Annotated in this window: 14 protein-coding genes; 5 read left to right on the top strand and 9 right to left on the bottom strand. The window is 70.6% G+C overall.

What is annotated here, in order from left to right; all coding sequences use genetic code 11:
- Positions 1–62 precede the first annotated feature (62 nt).
- From D7D52_RS00830 to D7D52_RS00820, 3 genes are all read left to right on the top strand, one after another.
- Complete coding sequence (locus D7D52_RS00830) at positions 63–1,772, top strand: serine/threonine-protein kinase (RefSeq protein ID WP_120734608.1); 1,710 nt, start codon at positions 63–65, stop codon at positions 1,770–1,772.
- 101 nt (positions 1,773–1,873) lie between these two features.
- A complete protein-coding gene (locus D7D52_RS00825; protein ID WP_120734607.1) occupies positions 1,874–2,647 on the top strand; it encodes an ABC transporter ATP-binding protein in 774 nt (257 codons plus the stop codon).
- Positions 2,647–5,295: an ABC transporter permease gene (locus D7D52_RS00820; RefSeq protein ID WP_120734606.1), complete on the top strand. Its 2,649-nt coding sequence runs from the start codon at positions 2,647–2,649 to the stop codon at positions 5,293–5,295. Before D7D52_RS00825 ends, D7D52_RS00820 begins: the two co-directional genes overlap by 1 nt.
- Before the next feature lie 9 nt (positions 5,296–5,304).
- Here the strand turns inward: D7D52_RS00820 and D7D52_RS00815 are convergent, their stop codons facing one another.
- From D7D52_RS00815 to D7D52_RS00795, 5 genes are all read right to left on the bottom strand, one after another.
- The gene (locus tag D7D52_RS00815; protein WP_246023570.1) at positions 5,305–6,690 is read right to left on the bottom strand and encodes a serine/threonine-protein kinase; all 1,386 of its coding nucleotides are present in this window, start codon (positions 6,688–6,690) and stop codon (positions 5,305–5,307) included.
- Between the two features lie 195 nt (positions 6,691–6,885).
- On the bottom strand, positions 6,886–8,052 hold the full coding sequence (locus tag D7D52_RS00810; protein ID WP_120734605.1) for a VWA domain-containing protein: 1,167 nt from the start codon (positions 8,050–8,052) through the stop codon (positions 6,886–6,888).
- Positions 8,049–10,244 carry a DUF5682 family protein gene (locus D7D52_RS00805; protein ID WP_120734604.1) on the bottom strand — a complete coding sequence of 732 codons (2,196 nt, stop codon included), beginning with the start codon at positions 10,242–10,244 and terminating at the stop codon, positions 8,049–8,051. Before D7D52_RS00805 ends, D7D52_RS00810 begins: the two co-directional genes overlap by 4 nt.
- Positions 10,241–11,341: an ATP-binding protein gene (locus D7D52_RS00800; RefSeq protein ID WP_120734603.1), complete on the bottom strand. Its 1,101-nt coding sequence runs from the start codon at positions 11,339–11,341 to the stop codon at positions 10,241–10,243. Before D7D52_RS00800 ends, D7D52_RS00805 begins: the two co-directional genes overlap by 4 nt.
- The gene (locus D7D52_RS00795; RefSeq protein ID WP_120734602.1) at positions 11,338–14,220 is read right to left on the bottom strand and encodes an SWIM zinc finger family protein; all 2,883 of its coding nucleotides are present in this window, start codon (positions 14,218–14,220) and stop codon (positions 11,338–11,340) included. Before D7D52_RS00795 ends, D7D52_RS00800 begins: the two co-directional genes overlap by 4 nt.
- Before the next feature lie 111 nt (positions 14,221–14,331).
- On the opposite strand from D7D52_RS00795, the gene D7D52_RS00790 reads away from it, so the two are divergent.
- Positions 14,332–14,610: an Rdx family protein gene (locus D7D52_RS00790; protein WP_120734601.1), complete on the top strand. Its 279-nt coding sequence runs from the start codon at positions 14,332–14,334 to the stop codon at positions 14,608–14,610.
- On the opposite strand, the gene D7D52_RS00785 is transcribed toward D7D52_RS00790, so the two are convergent.
- Complete coding sequence (locus D7D52_RS00785) at positions 14,607–14,825, bottom strand: FmdB family zinc ribbon protein (protein WP_120734600.1); 219 nt, start codon at positions 14,823–14,825, stop codon at positions 14,607–14,609. The two genes, D7D52_RS00790 and D7D52_RS00785, sit on opposite strands and share 4 nt — an antisense overlap.
- Before the next feature lie 68 nt (positions 14,826–14,893).
- Between D7D52_RS00785 and D7D52_RS00780 the strand changes: the two genes are divergently transcribed.
- Complete coding sequence (locus tag D7D52_RS00780) at positions 14,894–16,453, top strand: carboxylesterase/lipase family protein (protein ID WP_120743675.1); 1,560 nt, start codon at positions 14,894–14,896, stop codon at positions 16,451–16,453.
- Between the two features lie 7 nt (positions 16,454–16,460).
- Here D7D52_RS00780 and D7D52_RS00775 read toward each other — a convergent pair whose 3' ends face one another.
- The 3 genes from D7D52_RS00775 to D7D52_RS00765 all read right to left on the bottom strand — a co-directional run bounded on the left by D7D52_RS00775 (position 16,461) and on the right by D7D52_RS00765 (position 20,047).
- Complete coding sequence (locus D7D52_RS00775) at positions 16,461–17,777, bottom strand: cytochrome P450 (RefSeq protein WP_120734599.1); 1,317 nt, start codon at positions 17,775–17,777, stop codon at positions 16,461–16,463.
- 99 nt (positions 17,778–17,876) lie between these two features.
- On the bottom strand, positions 17,877–18,593 hold the full coding sequence (locus D7D52_RS00770) for a TIGR03089 family protein (protein WP_120743674.1): 717 nt from the start codon (positions 18,591–18,593) through the stop codon (positions 17,877–17,879).
- The gene (locus D7D52_RS00765) at positions 18,581–20,047 is read right to left on the bottom strand and encodes an LCP family protein (RefSeq protein WP_120734598.1); all 1,467 of its coding nucleotides are present in this window, start codon (positions 20,045–20,047) and stop codon (positions 18,581–18,583) included. The genes D7D52_RS00770 and D7D52_RS00765 overlap by 13 nt, the downstream gene beginning before the upstream one ends.
- Positions 20,048–20,204 lie beyond the last annotated feature (157 nt).

Below are 20,204 nucleotides of genomic sequence, written 5' to 3'. Positions count from 1 at the left end.
GACCTCCAGGGCCGCGAACCCGCCGTAGCGAAGCGGAGGCAAAATATTGAGGAAGGGTCTTTGTGCTGCGCAGCGGGGAGAGGTTCGCCGGGTACGAGATCGAACGCGAACTCGGGCGCGGTGGCATGGGTGCGGTGTATCTGGCGCGGCACCCGCGACTGCCTCGGCTGATCGCGCTGAAGCTGCTGAGCCGGGACGTTTTCGGTGATGTGGAGGTGCGGCGGCGGTTCGAGCGCGAGGCCGATCTGGTGGCGCGGCTCGATCATCCGAATATCGTGCCGGTCTACGACCGCGGCATCGACGACGCGCAGCCGTGGATCGCCATGCGCTATATCGACGGACCGGACGCCGCGCAGCTGGAGGCGGCGAATCTGCCGCCGCGCCAAGCCGTCCGGATCATCGCCGAGACCGCGAAGGCGCTCGATTTCGCGCACCGCCGGGGCGTGCTGCACCGGGATGTGAAGCCCGCCAACATCCTGCTCGAGTACGTGGACGGCGAGGAGCGAGTCTTCCTGGCGGACTTCGGCATTGCCCGCCTGCGCGACGACGCCACCAAGCTCACCCAGACCGGCTCGTTCACCGCGACGCTGGCGTTCGCGTCGCCGGAACAGCTGTCGGGCCAGCCGCTGGACGCGCGTTCGGACCAGTACTCGCTGGCCTGCACCCTGTTTCGCCTGCTCACCGGCGATGTGCCGTTCAATGCCGAGCATCCGGTGGGCATCATCCACGGGCATCTGAACCAGCCGGTGCCGCCGGTCAGCGCCCTGCGGGCGGGCCTGCCGCCGTCGCTGGACTCGGTGCTGGCGCGTGCGCTGGCCAAACATCCCGAGGCCCGGTTCGATTCGTGCGCCGAGTTCGCCCACGCCGCCCAGCAAGCCCTCGACAATCCGGTCGGCGCCACCCGGGTCCTGCCGCATTCCCCTTTCGCCGCAACACCTTCCACCGCTCCGCCCGCCACGGCGGTCGCCCAGCCGATGGCCGCCAGCGCCCACAAGCCCGCGACGGCCGCCTACACCCGGCAGGCCCCCGCACCCGCCTCGACGCCGCCGCGCCCGGTGTCCCGCGCCGTCGCGCGCCCGCCCAAGAAGCGGTCGAAACTGCGGGGCTGCCTGCTGGGCACGGCCGCGATCATCATCCTGCCGCTGGTGGGGATCGGCGGCTGCCTGGCCGCCCTGGACCGCAACCAGACCTCCCATCACCCGGCCTCCACCTCCGCCGAGCCCGCCCCGCCGCCGCAGGACACCGAGACCTCCGCGCCGGAGACGACCGATCCGGCCGCCGGGCTGCCCGAGCATTCGGGCGCCGACGCGGCCGTGCTCAGCCAGCGCTTCCCGCAGATGCTGCCGCACGCCGACCCGAACTCGGACTCGAATTCCGGCACCGGCTATCAGGGCGCGGCCTGCACCACCTACCAGCATTCCGCGCCGCCGCCCGACACCGGTTCCGGCGATCCGGATCTGGGCAACTGGGCGGTGGCCTGGGATTGTCAGGGCGGCGTCGGCCACCCGGCCTTCCGGTTCGTCATGTACCGCTCGGCCGCCGACGCCGAGGAGGCGCTGGGCGCGCTGAACGGCTACTCCCGCACCGATATCAAGGTGCACGGCAACCGGTACACCAACTATCAGCTCAGCAACAGTCAACTGCTGCGCCCGCGCCTGGTGACGGAGTTCCACAAGGGCGAGGACAAGCACGCCTTCGTCATGTACAGCACCGGTTTCCTCACCACCGACGACCAGTTGCTGGAATGGTTCAAGGCCGCTCCCCTCAATTGAGGGGCTGTGCGCCGCCGCGATTCATGTGGAGTCTGTGAGGACCCTCCCTTCAGGGACTACCCGGATGGCGCGCGTCCGGGAACCTCGACACACTGGACATCATGACTTCGAACGTCTCGGATCCCGTCGCCCCGGATCGGGGCACGGCCACGGCCGCGGCCCGCGCGACCGATCTTGTGAAGCTGTACGGATCCGGTGACACGCAGGTCCGCGCGCTGGACGGGGTGAGCGCCGAGTTCGCGAAGGGGGAGTTCACCGCCATCATGGGGCCCTCGGGTTCGGGCAAGTCGACGCTCATGCACTGCCTCGCCGGACTGGACGCCGCCACCGGCGGCACCGTCCACATCGGTGACACCGATCTCACCAAGCTCTCCGACAAGCAGATGACCGCGCTGCGCCGCGACCGCATCGGCTTCGTCTTCCAGGCGTTCAATCTGGTTCCCACGCTGACGGCGCTGGAGAACATCACGCTGCCGCTGGACATCGCGGGCCGCAAGGCCGACGACGAGTGGCTCTCGACCGTGGTCAAGCGGCTCGGGCTGGGCGACCGGCTCACCCACCGGCCCAGCGAGCTGTCGGGTGGTCAGCAGCAGCGGGTGGCGTGCGCCCGCGCGCTGGCGGGCAAGCCGGACATCATTTTCGGCGACGAGCCGACGGGCAATCTGGATTCGCATTCCTCGGGTGAGGTGCTCAGCATTCTGCGGGCCGCGGTCAACGAGTTCGGTCAGACCGTGGTGATCGTGACCCACGATCCGCGCGCGGCGTCGTATGCCGATCGGGTGGTGTTTCTGGCCGACGGCAAGATCGTCGACGAATTACGGGAGCCGACAGCGGAATCCGTGCTCGACAAGATGAAGTCGCTGGAGACTTTGTGATGGCGGGCAATCCGATGCGCAAGGTCGCCTTGCGCAATCTCGCCGCGCACAAGGTGCGACTGTTCCTGACCGTGCTGTCGGTGGTGCTGGGGACCGCGTTCGTGGCGGGCACCTACATGTTCACCGACACCCTGCAGCGCGCGTTCGACGATATCTTCGCCAGCCAGGCCAAGGGCGTGGACGTGCGGGTGCAGCCGAAAGAGGGCCTGTCCCTGGACAATCCGTATCAGCAGTCGGTCGGCATCCCCTATGGCGACGTCGACAAGATCGCGGCGATCGACGGGGTGCGCGCGGTCGCGCCGGCGTCGTTCGGACCCGTCGTGCTGCTCAAGCCGGACGGCAAGGCGGTGCAGGTCGGTGGCGCGCCGACGCAGGGCACCTCGTACCTGCCGCCGGACAAGGCGGTCGGGGATCCGCTGACATTCCTGGCCGGCACGCCGCCGGACAAGCCCGGGGACATCGCCATCAACCAGAGCGGCGCGACCCGCGCCGGGCTGCACGTCGGCGATCACACCAAGGTGCTGATCCCGTCCAAGGGCACTGTCGATGTCACGGTGACCGGCATCTACGACCTGTCCTCCAACACCGGCGGATACATCAATCTGCTCTTCGACGCCGGGCAGGCGCGCGAATTGTTCACCGACGGAAAGCATTACGCCTACGTCGATGTCGCCGCCAAACCCGGGGTGACGGCGAACGCCTTGCGCGACAGCATCGCCAAGGCGTTCCCGGACGACAAGGTGCAGAACGGCGATCAGGTCCGCGCGGATCTCAAGGCCCAGCTCGCCGATCGGCTGAAGTTCCTCAACTACTTCCTGCTCGCCTTCGGCGCGATCGCGGTGCTGGTCGGCACCTTCATCATCTACAACACCTTCTCCATGCTGGTCACGCAGCGACTGCGCGAGCTGGCGCTGTTGCGCGCGGTGGGCGCGAGCCGCCGCCAGGTCGGCTGGTCGGTGGTCTCCGAAGCGGCCTTGATCGGACTGCTCGGCAGCGTCATCGGCCTGGTGCTCGGCATCGGGCTGGCGTTCGGGATCTCGGCCGCGCTCAAGGCTTTCGACGTCGGCCTGCCCGCCGGGACCATGCAGGTGCAGCCGCGCACGGTGGTGATCGCGATCGCGATCGGCGTACTGGTGACCATGGCGAGCGCCTGGGCGCCCGCGCGCCGCGCCGCGACCACCCCGCCGGTCGAGGCCATGCGCGAAGCCTCCGCGCCCAGCACCGGGGCCCGCCGGCTGGGCGCACCCGCGCAGTGGCTGGTGTCGACGCTGCAGCGCGTGAAGCTGGCGGCGGTCGCCGGCTGGGCGCGGGCCGTGCTCAGCTCGCGCTGGCTGCGGCCCGGAATCGGCGTCGTCCTGGGCGCGGCCGGCGTGGTGGTGGCGGTCATCGGCGCGCAGGGCTCCGGCGGCGATGCCGCGCGCACCGTCGGAATCGGCGCTCTCGCCTTGATTCTCGCGGTGCTGCTGGTGTCGCCCGCCCTGTCCCGGCCGGTGCTGACGGTGCTCGGGGTGCTGGTGCGCCCCTTCGGCACCACCGGAAAGATGGCGCGCAGCAACGCGATTCGCAATCCGAATCGCACCGCGGCCACCGCGTTCGCGCTCACCCTGGGCGTGCTGCTGGTGTCGGCGATCGCAATGCTGGGGGCCTCGGCCAAGGCCAGCATCGGCGATCTGGTCGACAAGGGCGTGAAGGCCGACTACATGCTGGCGGGCCCGCCGGGCGGCATCATCAGCGTCCCGCTGGGCGCCACCGCCGCCGCCCAGCAGGTGCCGCAGGTGCAGGACGTGGTGGCCTTCCACGGCATCGCGCTGAAGGTCGACGGCAAACAGGTCATCGGCACCGTGCCGGAGGGGCCGATGAACAAGGTCATCGACTACACCGTCCAGCAGGGCACCGACAAGCTCGGCGACGACGACGTCATGGTGTCGGAAACCTTTGCCGCCGACCATCATTGGAAGGTCGGCGACAGCGTCAACGTCGACACCATCGACTTCAAGAAGTACAAGGTGAACGTCGTCGGCGTGTACAAGGACACCACGCTGCTGGGCGCACTGGTCGCGCCGATGAACCTGTACGGCAAGGCCGTCCCGCCCAACTACCAGAGCAGCTTCCTGGTCGCGGTGACCGCGCAGCCCGGCGCCAACCTGCCCGCCATGCGGACCGCCCTGGAGAAGGCCGTCGACCCCTTCGCCATCGTGCAGGTGGAGGACCGCAACGACTTCAAGGGCGCCCAGGGCAAGCAGATCGACACCCTGCTCGCGGTGCTCTACGCCCTGCTGGCACTCGCGGTCATCATCGCCATTCTCGGCATCGTCAACACCCTCGCCCTGTCGGTGGTGGAGCGCCGCCGCGAGATCGGCATGCTGCGCGCGGTCGGCATGCAGCGCCCGCAAGTACGCCGCAGCATCTACCTGGAGTCCATGCTGATCGCCATCTTCGGCGCGGTGGTGGGTGTGGTGCTGGGCATCGGACTCGGCATCGGCTTCTTGAAAACCCTTGCCGAGTACGGGATCGCGACGATCGCGGTGCCGTGGACCCAGATCGTGCTGATGCTGTTCGCCTCCGGCGTGGTCGGCATCCTCGCAGCCCTCTGGCCCGCCGTCCGAGCCGCCCGCACCCCACCCCTGGCCGCCATCGCCGACCTGTAGACCGCCGGATCAGAGGGTGATGCGGAAGGGCTTGTCGCCCAACGGGTCCTGGTGAATCGCCAGGGCCGAGGTGACGACGGTGTCCGGATGCTGTGGCGTGTCCGCCTTGGACTTGCTGCTCTTGATGATCACGGCGATCACGATGATGACGATGACCAGGACCGTGACGATGGCGGCGATGAGCCAGCCCGTGGTGTTCGAATTCTTTTGTGCGGGAGGGTAAGTGGGTGGGGGAGTGGGGCGGGGCTGGTAGGTGGGGTGGGTGTAGGCGGGGGTGGGGATCGACTGATTCGGGAACGAGGGGGCGGAAAGCTGAGGGACCGAATGCTGGGGTACCGAAGGCTGCGGGACCGAATGCTGTTGCGGCGTCGGGTAGGCCGGGGCGGGGTTGGTGTAGGTCGGGCCGGACAGGGGGCGGGGCGTCGGGGTGGGCGGCTGGGGTGCCGGCGGCTTCTGGATCACCGGTTGGGGGTGCACGGGCGTCGGCGGGCGCGGGGTGACGATCGGCTGCGGGTGGGCCGGGGTCGGGGGGCGCGGCGGCACGGCCGGGCGCGGGGATTGGAGGGCGCGTTCGGCGGCGGTGGCGAATTCGACGCAGGAGCGGAAGCGGTCGGCGGGGCGTTTGGCGAGCGCTCTGGTGAGGACGGCGTCGATGGCGGGCGGGAGGGCCTGGCGGCGGGGGCTGGCCGGGGGCGGGGGTTGCTGCAGGTGGCCGCGGATGACGGCGGCGGGGCTGGTGCCCTCGAAGGGGACTGCGCCGGTGAGCAATTGGAACAGGGTGCAGGCCAGGGAGTACTGGTCGGAACGGCCGTCGAGGTTGGCGCCGGTGAGCTGTTCGGGGGAGGCGTAAGCGAGGGTGGCGGTGACGGTGCCGGTCTGGGTGAGATGGCCGGTGTCGTCACGCAGGCGGGCGATGCCGAAGTCGGTGAGGTAGACGCGTTCGCCCGAACCGGTTTTGGAGGAGGCGCGGGCCAGCAGGATATTGGCGGGCTTCACGTCCCGGTGCAGGATATTGAGGCCGTGCGCGTAGTCGAGGGCCTTGGCGGTCTCGGCGATGATCTGGACCGCGCGCTGCGGCGGCAGGGTGCCGGGGCTGATCGAGGAGGCGTTGACGCCGTCGATGAACTGCATGGAGATCCACAGCTGCTCGCCCTCGTCGCCGCGGTCGTAGACGGTGACGATGTTCGGGTGATCGAGCCGGGCGACCAGATCGGCCTCGCGGATGAAGCGGGCGCGAATCTCGTCGTCGGAGAACATCTCCTGATTCAGCAGCTTGAGCGCCGTCATCCGCGGCAGCCGCGGATGCTTGGCCAGATACACCGAGCCCATGCCGCCGCGGCCGAGCTCGCGTTCGATGACGTACCCGGCGAACACATCACCAGAGCGCAATCTCAAGCACCCGCTTTCCTATCCTTGGCCCTCCGCTTCGCTCCGGGCGGGGTTCGCGGCCCTGGAGGTCTCGTTCTTCCCTCCCTCCGCTCCTCCGCTTCGCTCCCCCGCTCCGCTCAGTCCAGAACGAGACGGGCCGCGAACCACAGGGCTTCATCGCCTAACGCATCCCGAGACTGGGTCTCCCGGCTTGCGTTGCCATTATGTCTGCTGCTGGAGCGTACTGTGCGCCCATGCTGTGATATCGCCGCGATCCAGCGCCACCGCCAGCAGGTCCGGGAATTTGTCCGGGGTGCAGGCGAAGGCGGGGACGCCGAGGGCGGACAGGGCGGCGGCGTTGTCGCGGTCGTAGGCGGGGGCGCCCTCGTCGGAGAGGGCGAGCAGCACGATCACCTGGACGCCGGACTCCTTCATGGCGCGTATGCGACGCAGCATCTCGGCGCGCACGCCGCCCTCGTAGAGGTCGGAGATGAGCACGAACAGCGAGTCGGCGGGGCGGGTGATGAGCGACTGCGAGTAGGCGATGGCGCGATTGATGTCGGTGCCGCCGCCCAGCTGCGTGCCGAAGAGCACCTCCACCGGATCCGCCAGCTTCTCGGTGAGATCGACGACGGCGGTGTCGAACACCACCAGCGAGGTGCGCAGCGACCGCATGGACGCCAGCACCGCCCCGAACACCGACGCGTACACCACACTCGCCGCCATGGATCCGGACTGGTCGATGGCCAGCACCACATCCCGCTTGACCGCCTGCGCCTTGCGCCCGTACCCGACCAGCCGCTCGGGCACGACGGTCCGATGCTCGGGCAGATAGTGGGCCAGGTTCTTGCGAATCGTGCGGTCCCAGTCGATATCCCGCAGCTTGGGCCGCGACACCCGCGCCGCCCGGTTCAACGCCCCGCCCACGGCCGCCACCGTCTGCGCCGCGATCCGCCGCTCGATCTCCCGCACCACGTGCGCCACCACCGTGCGCGCGGTCGCCTTGGTGGTTTCGGGCATCACCCGGTTGAGGCTCAGCAGCGTGCCGACCAGATGCACATCCGGTTCGACCGCCTCCAAAAGCTCGGGCTCCAACAGCAATTCGGTGAGGTCGAGCCGATCCACCGCGTCCCGCTGCAACACCTCGACCACGGTGGACGGGAAGTAGCGGCGAATATCGCCCAGCCAGCGCGACACCTGCGGCGCGGAACCCCCGAGCCCGCCGGAGCGCCGGCCGGACCCGGTGCGGCCGTCCGCGTCATAGAGGGCGCCCAGCGCCCGATCCATCGCCTGATCGTCGGCGCTGCCCAGCTGGCCGAGGCTGGGCTCCCCGGCGCTGCCGAGCACCATGCGCCAGCGCCGGGTCTGCGCCTCGTTCGTGTCGGTCATGCTGATACCCCCAGGATTTCGGCCGCGGCGGCCAGCGCCAGCGTCCCGCGTTCCATGTCGTAGTCACCGCTGCCGGTGCGCGCCGTCGCCGGCGCGCCGTGCCGGACCGCCTGCCCGATGGCCTGCCGCTCTCCGGATTCGAACGCCCCGAAGGTCCGCCGCAGCAGCGGCAGCGTGGCGACGAACTGTTCCTCGTCCAGCCCGCACAGCCAGTCGTCGATCAGCGACAGCAGGTTTCGGTCGTGCACCAGCAGAAGCCCACGGCCGCCGAGGAATCCGTCGATCCAGGCCGCCTTGTCCGGCGCCGTCCGGCCCACGGACAGCGCCGCCGATAGTCGCCGGCCGGATTCGGCGGCGTCGACGCGTTCGGCGTCGCAGAGCAGCCGCACCGCCCGGCCGACGATCCCGCCGTTGACGTCGTCGCGTGCGGCCAGCTTTTCCAGCGTGGACAGCCAAGTGCCCGTGGCCCATTCGTCGTCGCGCGCCGAGAGCGCCAGATGCACGGCGTCGATCTGCGCCCGCAACGCGGCGGAGGCATCGGCGTCCAGGCCGGTCACCGCGCCCGGCAAGCCGGCGCAGCTGCGCACCAGCAGACTGTCCGCCACCCGGGTCAGGGCGGCGCTGTCGGTGCCGCGCACATCGCCGTAGCGCACGATGCGCAGCAGGCCCGGTAGCGCCGACATCAGATGCGTCACATCGTGATCCAGCGCCGCGACCGATTCCAGTCGCGCGATCAATCCGTCGGTGGCGCCGCCGAGATCGGCCAGCAGCGCCTCCTCCAGCGCACCGGACACCGTGCCGACGGTGGCGTTCGCGTCCGCCGCGAGATCGAGGATCTTCGCCTCGGCCGCCGAGCGCAGCGTGGTACCCCACCGCGACGCCTCCACGATCGAGATCGCCAGCTCCGGCCGCCACCGCAGCGTCCAGGTCTCGCGGAAGGTGCCGGTATTGCGGACCTGGCTGTCGGTCAGCCGGCCCCACCCGATGCCCAGCAGCCGAAGCCGGTGCAGCAGCCGCGATCTCGCCAGTCCGCCGTCGGTGCGCAGATCCAGATCGAGGGTCTTCTCCAGGGCCTGCTGTTTGAGCCGCAGCGTCCGGATCTGCGCGCGCAGATCCGCCTCCAGCGGCACCGTCGGCGTCCCCTCCGGCACCGTGCCCAGCGCCTCGCCCACCACCAGTTCGGTGCTGACCAGCCGCAGCATGGTCTCGTCGCCGTCGCACAGCACCGCGCGGGTGGCCTCGGTGACCTCCGACAGCCCGGCCAGCGGCCGTCCGCGCAGGGTGGCGAGAGTGTCTGCCAGCCGCACGGATTCGATGATGTGCGCGCTGGACACCGGCAGATCGTGGGCCCGCAGCGTGCCCGCCACCTTGGTCAGCCAGCGGGTGATCGGCTGATCGGTCTCGGTGAACAGATGGTGATACCAGCCCGGCGAGGTGACGCCCGCACCGTAGCCGGAGGAGGTCGCCAGCCGGGAATGCGTCCACGGCACCCAGGTGAGCGTGGCCTTGACCTTGGGCAGGCCCTTGAGGATTCGCGCGTCCGCGACCGCCGGTCCGAGCTTGCCCTCGAGCACCGGCGCGTGCCAGGCCCCGCACACCACGGCCAGCCGCCGCGCGCCCTCCTTCAAGGTCTTGCGCATCACCTGCCGCATGTGCGCCTCGCGCCGCAGCGTGTGCGCGTCCGGCTGCTCGTGCTCGCGCACCGCGCCCATGGCCTCGTTGACGGCGGCGAAAATATCGGCGTCGGAGGATGATTCGACGATCGAATCCCACCAGCGCTCGGCGTCGTCGTATCCGGCCGCCGCCGACAGCAGGCCCAGCGGATCGCTGCGATCGCCCGGCTCGTCCTCGACGGCCAGCGCGACCGCGGCGGGCAGATCGCAGAACCCCACCGACACCGCGTGGTCCGCCGCGTACCGCAGCGCCACCCACTCCGGCGAGAAGGTCGCGAAGGGCCAGAACGCCGCCTTGGCGGGCGCGTCCGGCTGATAGGCGAGCAGTGCCACCGGCGGCGACATGCCCTCGGCCGCAACGTATCCCACCAGCGGATCGGCATCGGCGGGACCTTCGATCAGGATGGCGTCCGGCCGGAACCGCTCCAGCGCCAGACCCAGCGACCGCGCCGACCCCGGCCCGTGATGGCGGATCCCGAACACCCGGGTCTGGGCGGCCTCGGCGACGGCGGCCGTCATCCGTTCACCTCCCGGCAGGCCCGGTAGAAGTCGGCCCACTCGGCGCGCTGGCGCACTACGGCCTCCAAATACTCCGTCCACACCACCTGGTCGGCGACCGGATCCTTGACCACCGCGCCCAGCACCGCGCCCGCGATATCGCCGGGCCGCAGCACCCCGTCGCCGAAATGCGCCGCCAGCGCCATGCCATTGGTGATCACCGAGATGGCCTCGGCCGTCGACAGCGTCCCCGAGGGCGATTTCAGCTTGGTCCGCCCGTCCTCGGTGATGCCCGACCGCAACTCCCGGAACACCCGCACCACGCGCCGGATCTCCTCGGCCGCCGCGGGCACGGCCGGCAATTCCAGTGCGGCGCCGAGCTGTTCGACGCGGCGGGCCACGATCGACACCTCTTCGTCCTCGTCCGCCGGCAGCGGCAGCACCACGGTGTTGAAGCGCCGCCGCAGTGCGGAGGACAGCTCGTTGACGCCGCGATCGCGATCGTTGGCGGTGGCGATCACATTGAAGCCCTTGGCCGCCTGCACCTCCGTGCCGAGTTCGGGCACCGGCAGCGTCTTCTCCGACAGCACCGTGATCAGCGCGTCCTGCACGTCCGAGGGAATGCGGGTGAGCTCCTCGAGCCGCGCGATGGACCCGGTGCGCATGGCGGTCATGATCGGCGAGGGCACCAGCGCCGCCTCGCTCGGACCCTCGGCCAGCAGCCGGGCATAGTTCCAGCCGTAGCGAATGGCCTCCTCCGCGGTGCCGGACGTACCCTGCACCAGCAGCGTCGAATGCCCGGCCACCGCGGCCGAAAGATGTTCCGACACCCAGGTTTTCGCGGTGCCCGGCACGCCGATCAGCAGCAGGGCGCGATCGGTGGCCAGGGTCGCGACCGCGACCTCCATCAGCCGGCGCGGACCCACGTACTTGGGTGTGATGACCGTTCCGTCGGGCAGCGTGCCGCCCAGCAGATAGGTGACCACCGCCCACGGCGACAGCTTCCAGGACGGCGGGCGCGGACGGTCGTCGGCGGCGGCCAGGGCCGTCAACTCGGCGGCGAAGGCCTGTTCGGCATGCGGGCGCAGCAGGGCGTCCCGCTCCTGAGTCATCGTCATTGCAGCTCCTCGAGCATCGTCTTGCGGTCAATGAGGTCGTGGGCGAGCTGGTCGAAAGCCTGCTCCCAGTAGGGATCTCCGCAGCGGCGGGCCAGGCCGGACACCATGGGCGCCAGCCCCGCCGGGAAATGGGCGGACGCCGCGCGGAACAGCGTCCGATACGAGCCGGGCACCAGGCTCGGCGCACCCGGGCGATCGGCGCTCAACTCCGCGCGCTCGAGCAGCAGCCGCAGCACATGCTCGGCCATCGGGCCGGGCCACGGATGCGGCATGGCGCGCAACAGCGATTCGATCTCCGCCAGCCAGCTGGAATCCAGCCCGCGCAAATGACGGATCTGCGCGCTCTCGGGCTGCAGCGCGAACAGCTCGCGCAGCTTGTCGGCCTCGGCGTCGCGGCTGTCGGCCTCCGAGAGCACGCCGAACAAGGCGGCGGCCCACCCCGAATCCCGCTGCGTCAGTGCGGCATCGGTCCAGCCGGCCAGCATCGGCCCGCGCAGGTGCTCGGCCATGGAAACCCGCACCGCCTCCTCCGGCGATCCGAGCACCCGTTCCCAATGCCGCAGCGGCGTCCCGGCAACCACCCGGTGCAGCCATTCGGTCGCCAGGTCGGGGGCGCCGTCCGCGCGATACGCGGTGTAGCCGAACGAATCTCCCACGCCGTCTCGCCGCGCCGCGTCGTCGAGCACCCCCGGCCCGGTGGTGACCAGTTGCGGTCGCACGGGCCGCGGCCCGAAGCTCAGCCAGGTGCGCGCCCGCTCGGTCATGCGCGCCGCGAAGGCCGAATCCGGCAGTCGCCCCAGCAGATCCGCCGCCAGCCGCCGCACCTCGGCGCGCCGATCGTCGAGCGCGGATTCCAGCAGCGCCTCGTCCGCAGGGGAGAGCCCGTCGGCCAGCACGGCCAGCAGTTCCGCCTTGCCCGGGCCGGATTCGGTGCTCCACGTGCCGGCCAGCACGGCCAGCGCCGCCGCCGGATCTCGCCGCCGCAGCTGGGCCAGCCAGCCGCGGCGTTCCGCGGCGCGCCCGTGCGACCACACGCTCTCGTCCGTGGCGCTGGCGCGCACCAGGGTGCGCCAGCCTGGATGCTGTGCCGCCAGCCAGCGGCCCCGCGCCCCGGCCAGCCGCAGCAGCGATTCCCGGTGCACCGTCAGCGCTTTGGCCCGATCCAGCAGGAAGCTCACCAGGCTGTCGGGGGCACGGAAATCCCGGGGCTCGGCGGCGGCGAACCACTCGTCCAGGAACGGTGAGTTGTCCGCCAGCAGCCGCGCCAGCCGGGCGCCCGCGGCTTCCGGCAGCAGCGGCCGCCCATCGTCCTCGGCGGCGGTGCCGAGTGCGGCGGACTCCGCGAGCACACCGCCACGCGCGAAACAATCTTGCAGCGCAACGGATTCCAGCAATGTCGCCGCCGCATCCCCGCGCAAGCCGGCCGCGGCGGTGGCGACGGGGACGGCCAACCCCGCCGCATCGGCCTGGCGTCGAGCCGTCCCGACCAGCGCCGTCGAAATCAGCTCGGCGCTCACTCTGTCCGCGGACCCGCTCCGTATCAGCACCGAATTTCCCTGCCCCACAGCGACATCCACCATGCGTCCGGCCGCGAGCGCCGCGATCGGCGCCACGCCGTCCGTGCTCCACTCCGCGAGCACCGTCACCGGATGCCCGCCGGAGAGCCCCAGCAATCGCCACGGCTCACCCTCCGCGATCGACACCGGCAGCGCGTCACCTCCGGATTCGGCTACGTGCCAACCCTTCTCGCCGCGCACCGGCACCACCTCCGCCAGCAGCACCGGCCACGACCGCAGGAACGGATCCGCCCCGAGCGCCCGCGCATAACCCGTCAAGGCGTCCGCGAGGCCGCCCGCGCGCGGAATGGTCGTGAACGGCTCCGGCAGGCCGTGGCGCGCGCCCCAGACCGCCCGCAGCGGCGCGGCGCCCGGATAGAAGTGCATGTCCGCGTCCAGCTGCATGCCCGGCGCCGGAGTCTCGTGGGAGAACACCGGGCCGCCGTAGTGATGTTCGAGCAGCAGCGCCCAGCGTCCGGACGCGCGGCCGCGCAGCCACACCCGGCGGGTGTAGAGCCCGTCCTCGACGGTCGTGCGCGAACCCAGCACCATCCAGTGGTCGCGGACCGCGGGCTCGGCCCGGACCGCCTCGGCGGACATCGGATATCCGATGTGGCCGCGCACACTGGCCCGCAAGGGCGGTGACAGCTCGTCCAGCCGGGCGTGCGCGGTGGCCAGCAAATGCAGCCGGGCGTATTCGCGCAACAGTAGCTGCGGCCATTCGGAATTGCCGGTGGTGAAAGGCAATTGCCGTACCGACGCGGCAATTCCCGGCGCCTGCGCGTCGACCATGCGGGCCGCCACGGTCTCGAACGCCCGCATCGATCGGTCGGCCTGCGCGAGCCCGGTCCGGATCTGGTCGGTCAGCCACAGGTCGAGATCGACCAGCCCCGCGGTCACCCGGGCCCGGCGCTGATCCGCCGTGGCCGACCCACCCCGGGCCGGCTTCGCCGCGGCCGTCCCCGCCCCGGTTCCGGCGGCGGCCCCCCGCGCCGCTTTCGCCGCCCGCCCGTCCAGCCAGTCGGCCGCGAAGTCCGCGACCGTGTCCGCCGCCGCCACCTCGCCCGCACTCCACGCCAGCAGCAGCGACAGCGCGTGCTTGCACGGAAACTTGCGGCTCGGGCAACTGCACTTGTACGCGGGCCCCGACAGATCCACCACGGTCTGATACGGCGTGCTCCCGCTGCCCTTGCACAACCCCCACAGCGCGCTGCCGTGCACCCCGGCGCCGCTCCACCGGCCACCCAGCTTGCGGGCGGCGCTCAGCGACGCGGCATCCGGTGCGAGCGAGCCGATCTGCTCGGCGCTCCAAGCGGTGGTCATCGGTTCCCCCTTCCTCGGTTGTCCTCAGTTGTAGCCGAGGGCACCGACAGGAAAATTCTTGTGCCACCGTTCATTCCGGCGATAGCCCGGATATTGCGGTAGGGTCGCGCCATGCCCCGCATCGCGATCGAATATTGCACGCAATGCCGCTGGCTGCTGCGGGCGAGCTGGATGGCGCAGGAACTGCTCACCACCTTCGCCACCGACCTGTCGGAGGTGGCGCTGGTGCCCGGCGAGGGCGGGATATTCCGCATCACCGTCGACGGCGAACAGATCTGGGAACGCAAGGCGGACGGCGGTTTTCCCGACATCGCCGTCCTGAAGCAACGCGTGCGCGACCGGGTGGCCCCGGACCGCTCACTGGGCCACTCGGACAAGCAGGCGGACTAGCCGCAGCACCCGCCACCGCAGCACCCGCCGCCCGCGGGGGCCGGCGCGGGCGACGCACCGCCGCCCCCACGCGTCACCGTCCCGAACGTGGTGAGCAGTTTGACCGTGTCACCGTGCCCCGCCGGGCACGCCGCGGGGGCCGACGACTCGGCCATCGGTCGGTTCATCTCGAAGGTATCGCCGCACTCGCGGCACCGATACGCATAACTCGGCACGCCGACAGCCTAATCGACGGGCCGGACGGACTCGGTACCCTCGATTTACGGAGTACGAGGAGGTGGCGGTGAGCACGCAGTTCTTCGACACGCTGTCAGCCCGGGACGGCGCGCCGGTGGCGAAGACCGGATACGGCGACGTGTCCGGCTTCATGGACGGTTCCGTCGCGGTCTGGCGCGGCATCCCCTACGCCGCCAGCACGGCCGGACCGCACCGTTTCCGGCTGCCGCAGGCCCCGCAGTCGTGGACCGGCGTCCGCGAATGCACCGCCTTCGGTGACGTGGCCCCGCAATCGGCCGGCTTCGTGCCCGTCGACGGCAGCCTGCGCATGGGCGAGGACTGCCTGTGGGTCAATGTCTGGGCCCCCGCCACCCCCGCCGACGACCACCGCCCGGTCATGGTGTGGCTGCACGGCGGCGCGTTCTGCCTGGGCACCGCCGCCCAGGCCATCTACGACGGCAGACGCCTGGCCGAGACCGGTGACGTGATCGTGGTCGGCGTCAACTACCGGCTCGGCGCGCTGGGCTTTCTGGACCTGTCCTCGCTCGGTGACGAGTTCACCCCGAATCTCGGCCTGCACGATCAGATCGCCGCGCTGCGCTGGGTGCGCGACAATATCGCGGCCTTCGGCGGCGACCCGGGCAATGTCACCATCTTCGGCGAATCCTCCGGCGCGGGCTGTGTCACCGCGCTGCTGACCTCGCCGCTGTCGGCGGGCCTGTTCCATCGCGCCATCGCCCAATCCCCGCCCGCCACCACGGTTTTCGGCACCGAACGCTCCGCCGTCGTGGCCAAGCGCTTCCTGGAGCTGCTCGAGCTGAATGCCGACCGCGCCGTCGAACTGCTGACCATGCCGATCGAACGGATGATCCTCGCCGCGGGCACCCTGCTCGACGAGGTGCCCACCCGCGAGCCCGGCCGCCTGGCCGCCGCCCCCGTGGTCGACGGCAACCTGCTGCCCGCCTACCCGAGCGAGCGCTTCCAGCAGGGCCGCTCGCATCGGGTGCCGCTGATCATCGGCACCAACAAGGACGAGGCGTCGCTGTTCCGGCTGTTCCGCTCGCCCATCATGCCGGTCACCCCTGACGCGGTGAACGCCATGCTGCGCGGGGTGGCCGCCGAACATCCGGGCCTGTCACCGGAACGGCTGGCCGAGATCGCCTCGGCCTACGAGGCCAGCACCCCGCGCGGCGCGCTCACCATGTCCACCGACGCCGCCTTCCGCATGCCCGCGCACTGGGTCGCCGACGCGCATTCCGCGCACTCGCCGACCTGGATGTACCGCTTCGACCACGCCACCCCGATGCTCAAGGCCGCCCGCGTCGGCGCCGGCCACGCCACCGAATTGCCCTATATCTTCGGCAATTTCGGCTCCTTCGACTACGACCCGACCTTCTGGCTGGGCGGCCGCAAGGCCGCGCAGGACGTGTCGGGCCGCATGATGCGCCGGTGGCTGGCGTTCGCGAGCTACGGGGTCCCGGCCGCCATCGACGGTTCCAAGCACTGGCCGCCCTACAGCGCCGCCACCCGCCGCACCCTGGTCATCGACGCGGTGGATCGGGTGGTGGACGATCCCGACCGCGACCGCAACACCATCTGGGGCGACGACGTGGTCGGCTTCTACTGAGCGGAGCCTATTGCGCCGCAACCGATTCCATGGATGCCGTGATGCGCGGCCCGAGCCGGGCGGGCATCCGGGAGTAGCCGTGCAGGTTGTAGAGCGGCCTGCGCTCGGGCTGCCCGGCCAGGGTCAGCTCGGGGAACTGGTCGAACAGTGAGCGCAGCGCGTGCACGCCCTCCATGCGGGCCAGGCTCGAGCCGAGGCAGGTGTGGATGCCGCTGGAGAACGTCAGGTGCTCCCGGGCGTTGGCGCGGGTGATGTCGAATCGGTTGGGGTCGGCGAACTTTCGCGGATCGCGGTTCGCGCCCGCCAGCGACATGACCACCACGGCGCCGCCCGGCAGTGCGACGCCGTCGATCTCGGTGTCGGCCAGCACGATGCGACCGGTCATCATGACCGGCGGATCGAAGCGCAGGATCTCGTCCACGGCCTGCGGCCACAGCTCCGGATCCGCGCGCAGCTTCGCCAACTCCTCGGGGTGCGAGAGCAATTGCACGACACCGTTGCCGATGAGGTTCACCGTCGTCTCGAAACCCGCCCCCATGAGCAGGCTGGCGGTCGCCTTGAGCTCCCGATCGTCGAGTTCCCCGGCGGTGACCAGACTGCTGAGAATGTCCTCGCCGGGTTCGCGCCGCAGGCGGGCGAGATGCTGGTCGAGGTAGCGGTCCATGACGTCCATCGCGCGGTAGGCGTCCCGCCAGGACCGCCACGAGATGCCGATGTCCAGCAGCGGGGTGGCCGCATCGCCCCAGGCCAGGAACTCGCCGCGGTTCTCCCGGGGGAAACCCAGCATGTCGCTGATGATGGCGATCGGCACCTGCTGGGCGAAATTCGCGATCAGATCGGCCGACCCGCCCGGCGGCAGTGCGTCCAGCAGTTCGGCGGTCACCGATTCCACGCGATCGCGCAACCGGGCGATGGCGCGCGGGGTGAACGCCGCCGACACCGACTTGCGAATCCGGGTGTGATCGGGCGGATCGATCATCAGCAGCGACGGCGGCTCCACCGGATTGGGCGGGGTCCGCGCCGACTTCAGCCGATCGCGCAGCCACTCCGGCATATCGACGCCGTCCGGGCCGAAAGCGCCGAAACGATTGTCCCGCAGCATGGTTCGAATCAGATCGTAGTCGGCGGTGGCCCACGTGTAGGGATGATGCACCAGCCGGCCCTGCGTGCGCATCGCCTCGATCTGCGGGTAGGGGTCGCGCAGCGCCGCCGGGCTGGTGAGCAGCTGCGCGAACGGATTGCCCCGCCGCGCCTGCCACCGCAACGCCCACCGCGCCGCGCCGTGCTCGACAAACCAGCGCGCCCTGTACCGTGGACTCGTCATCGCGGGACTCCCTCGTCGTCGGATGGTTCCACGGTACGGAAACCGCTGTGACCGGGAAACATCCCGCGGTGGGACGGCCGGCTCCTACCCGGGTAGGAGTCAGGGCCGCTGGACGGTCACCCGCTCGGCGGTCACGCGCCGCTGCTGCGCCGCCGGGTCCGGATTGGCCACCTGCACCAGCGACGCCCCCGCCGCCAGCACCGCCACGAACCCGTCGATCAACTCCGCCGGAGTCTCCCAGGAACCGCTCGACAGCACCCGGTCCGCGCTCGTGAACCCTTGGCGCGCCGCGGATTTGCGGGCCTGCTCGAGCACCTCCGACACCGACTCGCCGTCCAGGGCGCAACCGATGCCGCCCGGCCGGAACTGATCGCCGTGCACGCGCACCGACGTCGCGTAGTCGGTGACGCCGATCGGGAGATCCCGCACCGGCATTCCCATCGGATCCAGTGACAGCGCCGCCACCTCCGCGATCGCCTCGGCCTCCGCGATGCGGTCCGCGGTCACCAGCGCCAGCTCGGCGTCCGGGTCGGCGTGCAGCACCACCTCCGCGCCCGCCCACCAGCAGCCCAGCAGCACGGCCGCGGTCTGCCAGTGCGCCGGCAGCAGCACGGCCACCCGTGCGCCCGGGGTCAGCCCGAACTCGTCGCGAATCATATTGGCGGTCTTGGCCGCCCAGTTGGCCAGCGTGAGCGCGGAGAGCTCGATGCGCGCGCCGGTGGCGTCGTCGTAGTAGGTGACGCGGGGACCCGCGGGGTCGCGGGCGAGGATGGGGTCGAGTACCGCTTCGGTGAGGGTCTCGTTCAGTTCACGCATTTCGGTCCGTTCGTGCCGGCGTCGATGGGTGGGGCTGGGGGCACCGGGGTCGCGGTCGTAGGGCCTCCGGAGAAGTCGAACGCACCATTGCCCGTCGCCGAACCCGGACCAGCGTAGTCACTCGCGAGCACCACGCGAACCGTGCCCGCTGGAAGTCCCGATTCACCCATCACCGGCAGACCGCCCAGGGCCGCCGCCACCGCGCGCGCCTTCGGATCGCCGCCCGACCCGGCCAGCACCCGGCTGCTCTGGATCGGCCCGCCGATCCAGTTGTCCACCGTCCCGGTCCGGAATCCCTTGGCCGCCAGCGCCTGCGCGGCCTGCCCGGCGAGCCCGGCGGTGCCCGAGGCGTTGTAGACGTCCACGGTGACCGTGGCCGGATCGACGCCGCCGTCGCCCGCCTCCTCGTCGCCGACCGCCTTGGCCACGAACTTCTGCACCGCGGGCGGATCCACCCGCACCACGGATTCGCCATTGTCGGTCCAGCCGTTGAGATCCTGCACCGGGATGGTCTCGAACTTGACCGCGCCGCCGGACAGATCCTGCAGCTGGTGCAGGAAGCTGAGCACATCCCAGCCGTCGTCGAGCACCACCGTGCGCCCGACCGCGTTGCTGAGTTCCTGCAGCCGGCTCGGGCTGGTCAGCACCTTGGCGCTGAGCACCTGATGCACCAGCTGCGCCATGTACACCTGCTGGCGCACGATCCGATCCAGATCGCCGCGCGGCAGGTCGTGGCGCTGGCGCACGAAGCTCAAAGCCGCTGCGCCGTCGAGCTTCTGCGGCCCGGCGGGGAAGTCCGCGCCCGAAAGCGGTTCGTTCACCGGATTGTTCAGGCAGACGTCGACCCCGCCGACGGCGTCGGTGAGCAGCACGAAACCCAGCAGCCCGACCTCCGCATAATGGTCGACGGTGATGCCGGTGAGGTTGGCGACCGTCTTGACCAGCGCCTGCCGCCCGGCCAGGGTCGACTGCCGATCGGCGTCGGCGGAGCTCACGCCCTTGTCGATGAGCTTCTGCGCGGTGGTCGCCTTGGTCACGCCGTACGCCGAATTGATCTTCCCCATGCCGAGACCCGGAATCTGCACGTACGAATCGCGGGGGATCGAGATGGCCGTCGCCGAGCTGCCGTCGTTGGGCACGCGGATGAGCACGATGGTGTCGGTATTGAGCCCGCCCTCGCCGTCGTCGCCGGCGTGCAGCATGGCCAATTCGTCCGGGGTGAGCGGGTTTCCGTGCGCGTCGGTGCGCGAGTCGATACCGACCATGAGGATGTCGGTCGCCCCGTCGGCATTGTTGCCGCCGAGTCCCAGATTGCCGATCCGCTCGATACCCGACACCAGCCGATCCACGCTGTGCCAGCCCAGCCCGGTCACCACCAGCACCAGCACCGCGAGCACCGCCGTCAGCACGCGGCCGGGCGTGGCCAGAGCGCGGGTGCGGCGCGACGAGGGCACGGATGCCCAGGAACTCTCCGGCAACCGACTGTCCTTTCCTACGCTCGGCCCAACCGACCCCGACGGGCGAGGTCGCGTCAACGGGAAGGCCCCCACCAAGAGGCTAGTGGCGGTAACGGATTTGTTGCCGTAGCGCGGGCCGTGAGTCGTGCGACAT

Source organism: Nocardia yunnanensis, assembly GCF_003626895.1.
Classification (GTDB): Bacteria; Actinomycetota; Actinomycetes; order Mycobacteriales; family Mycobacteriaceae; genus Nocardia; species Nocardia yunnanensis.
The sequence above is the reverse complement of the archived record's forward strand: the minus strand, read 5'-3'. Positions and strand labels throughout refer to the sequence as shown.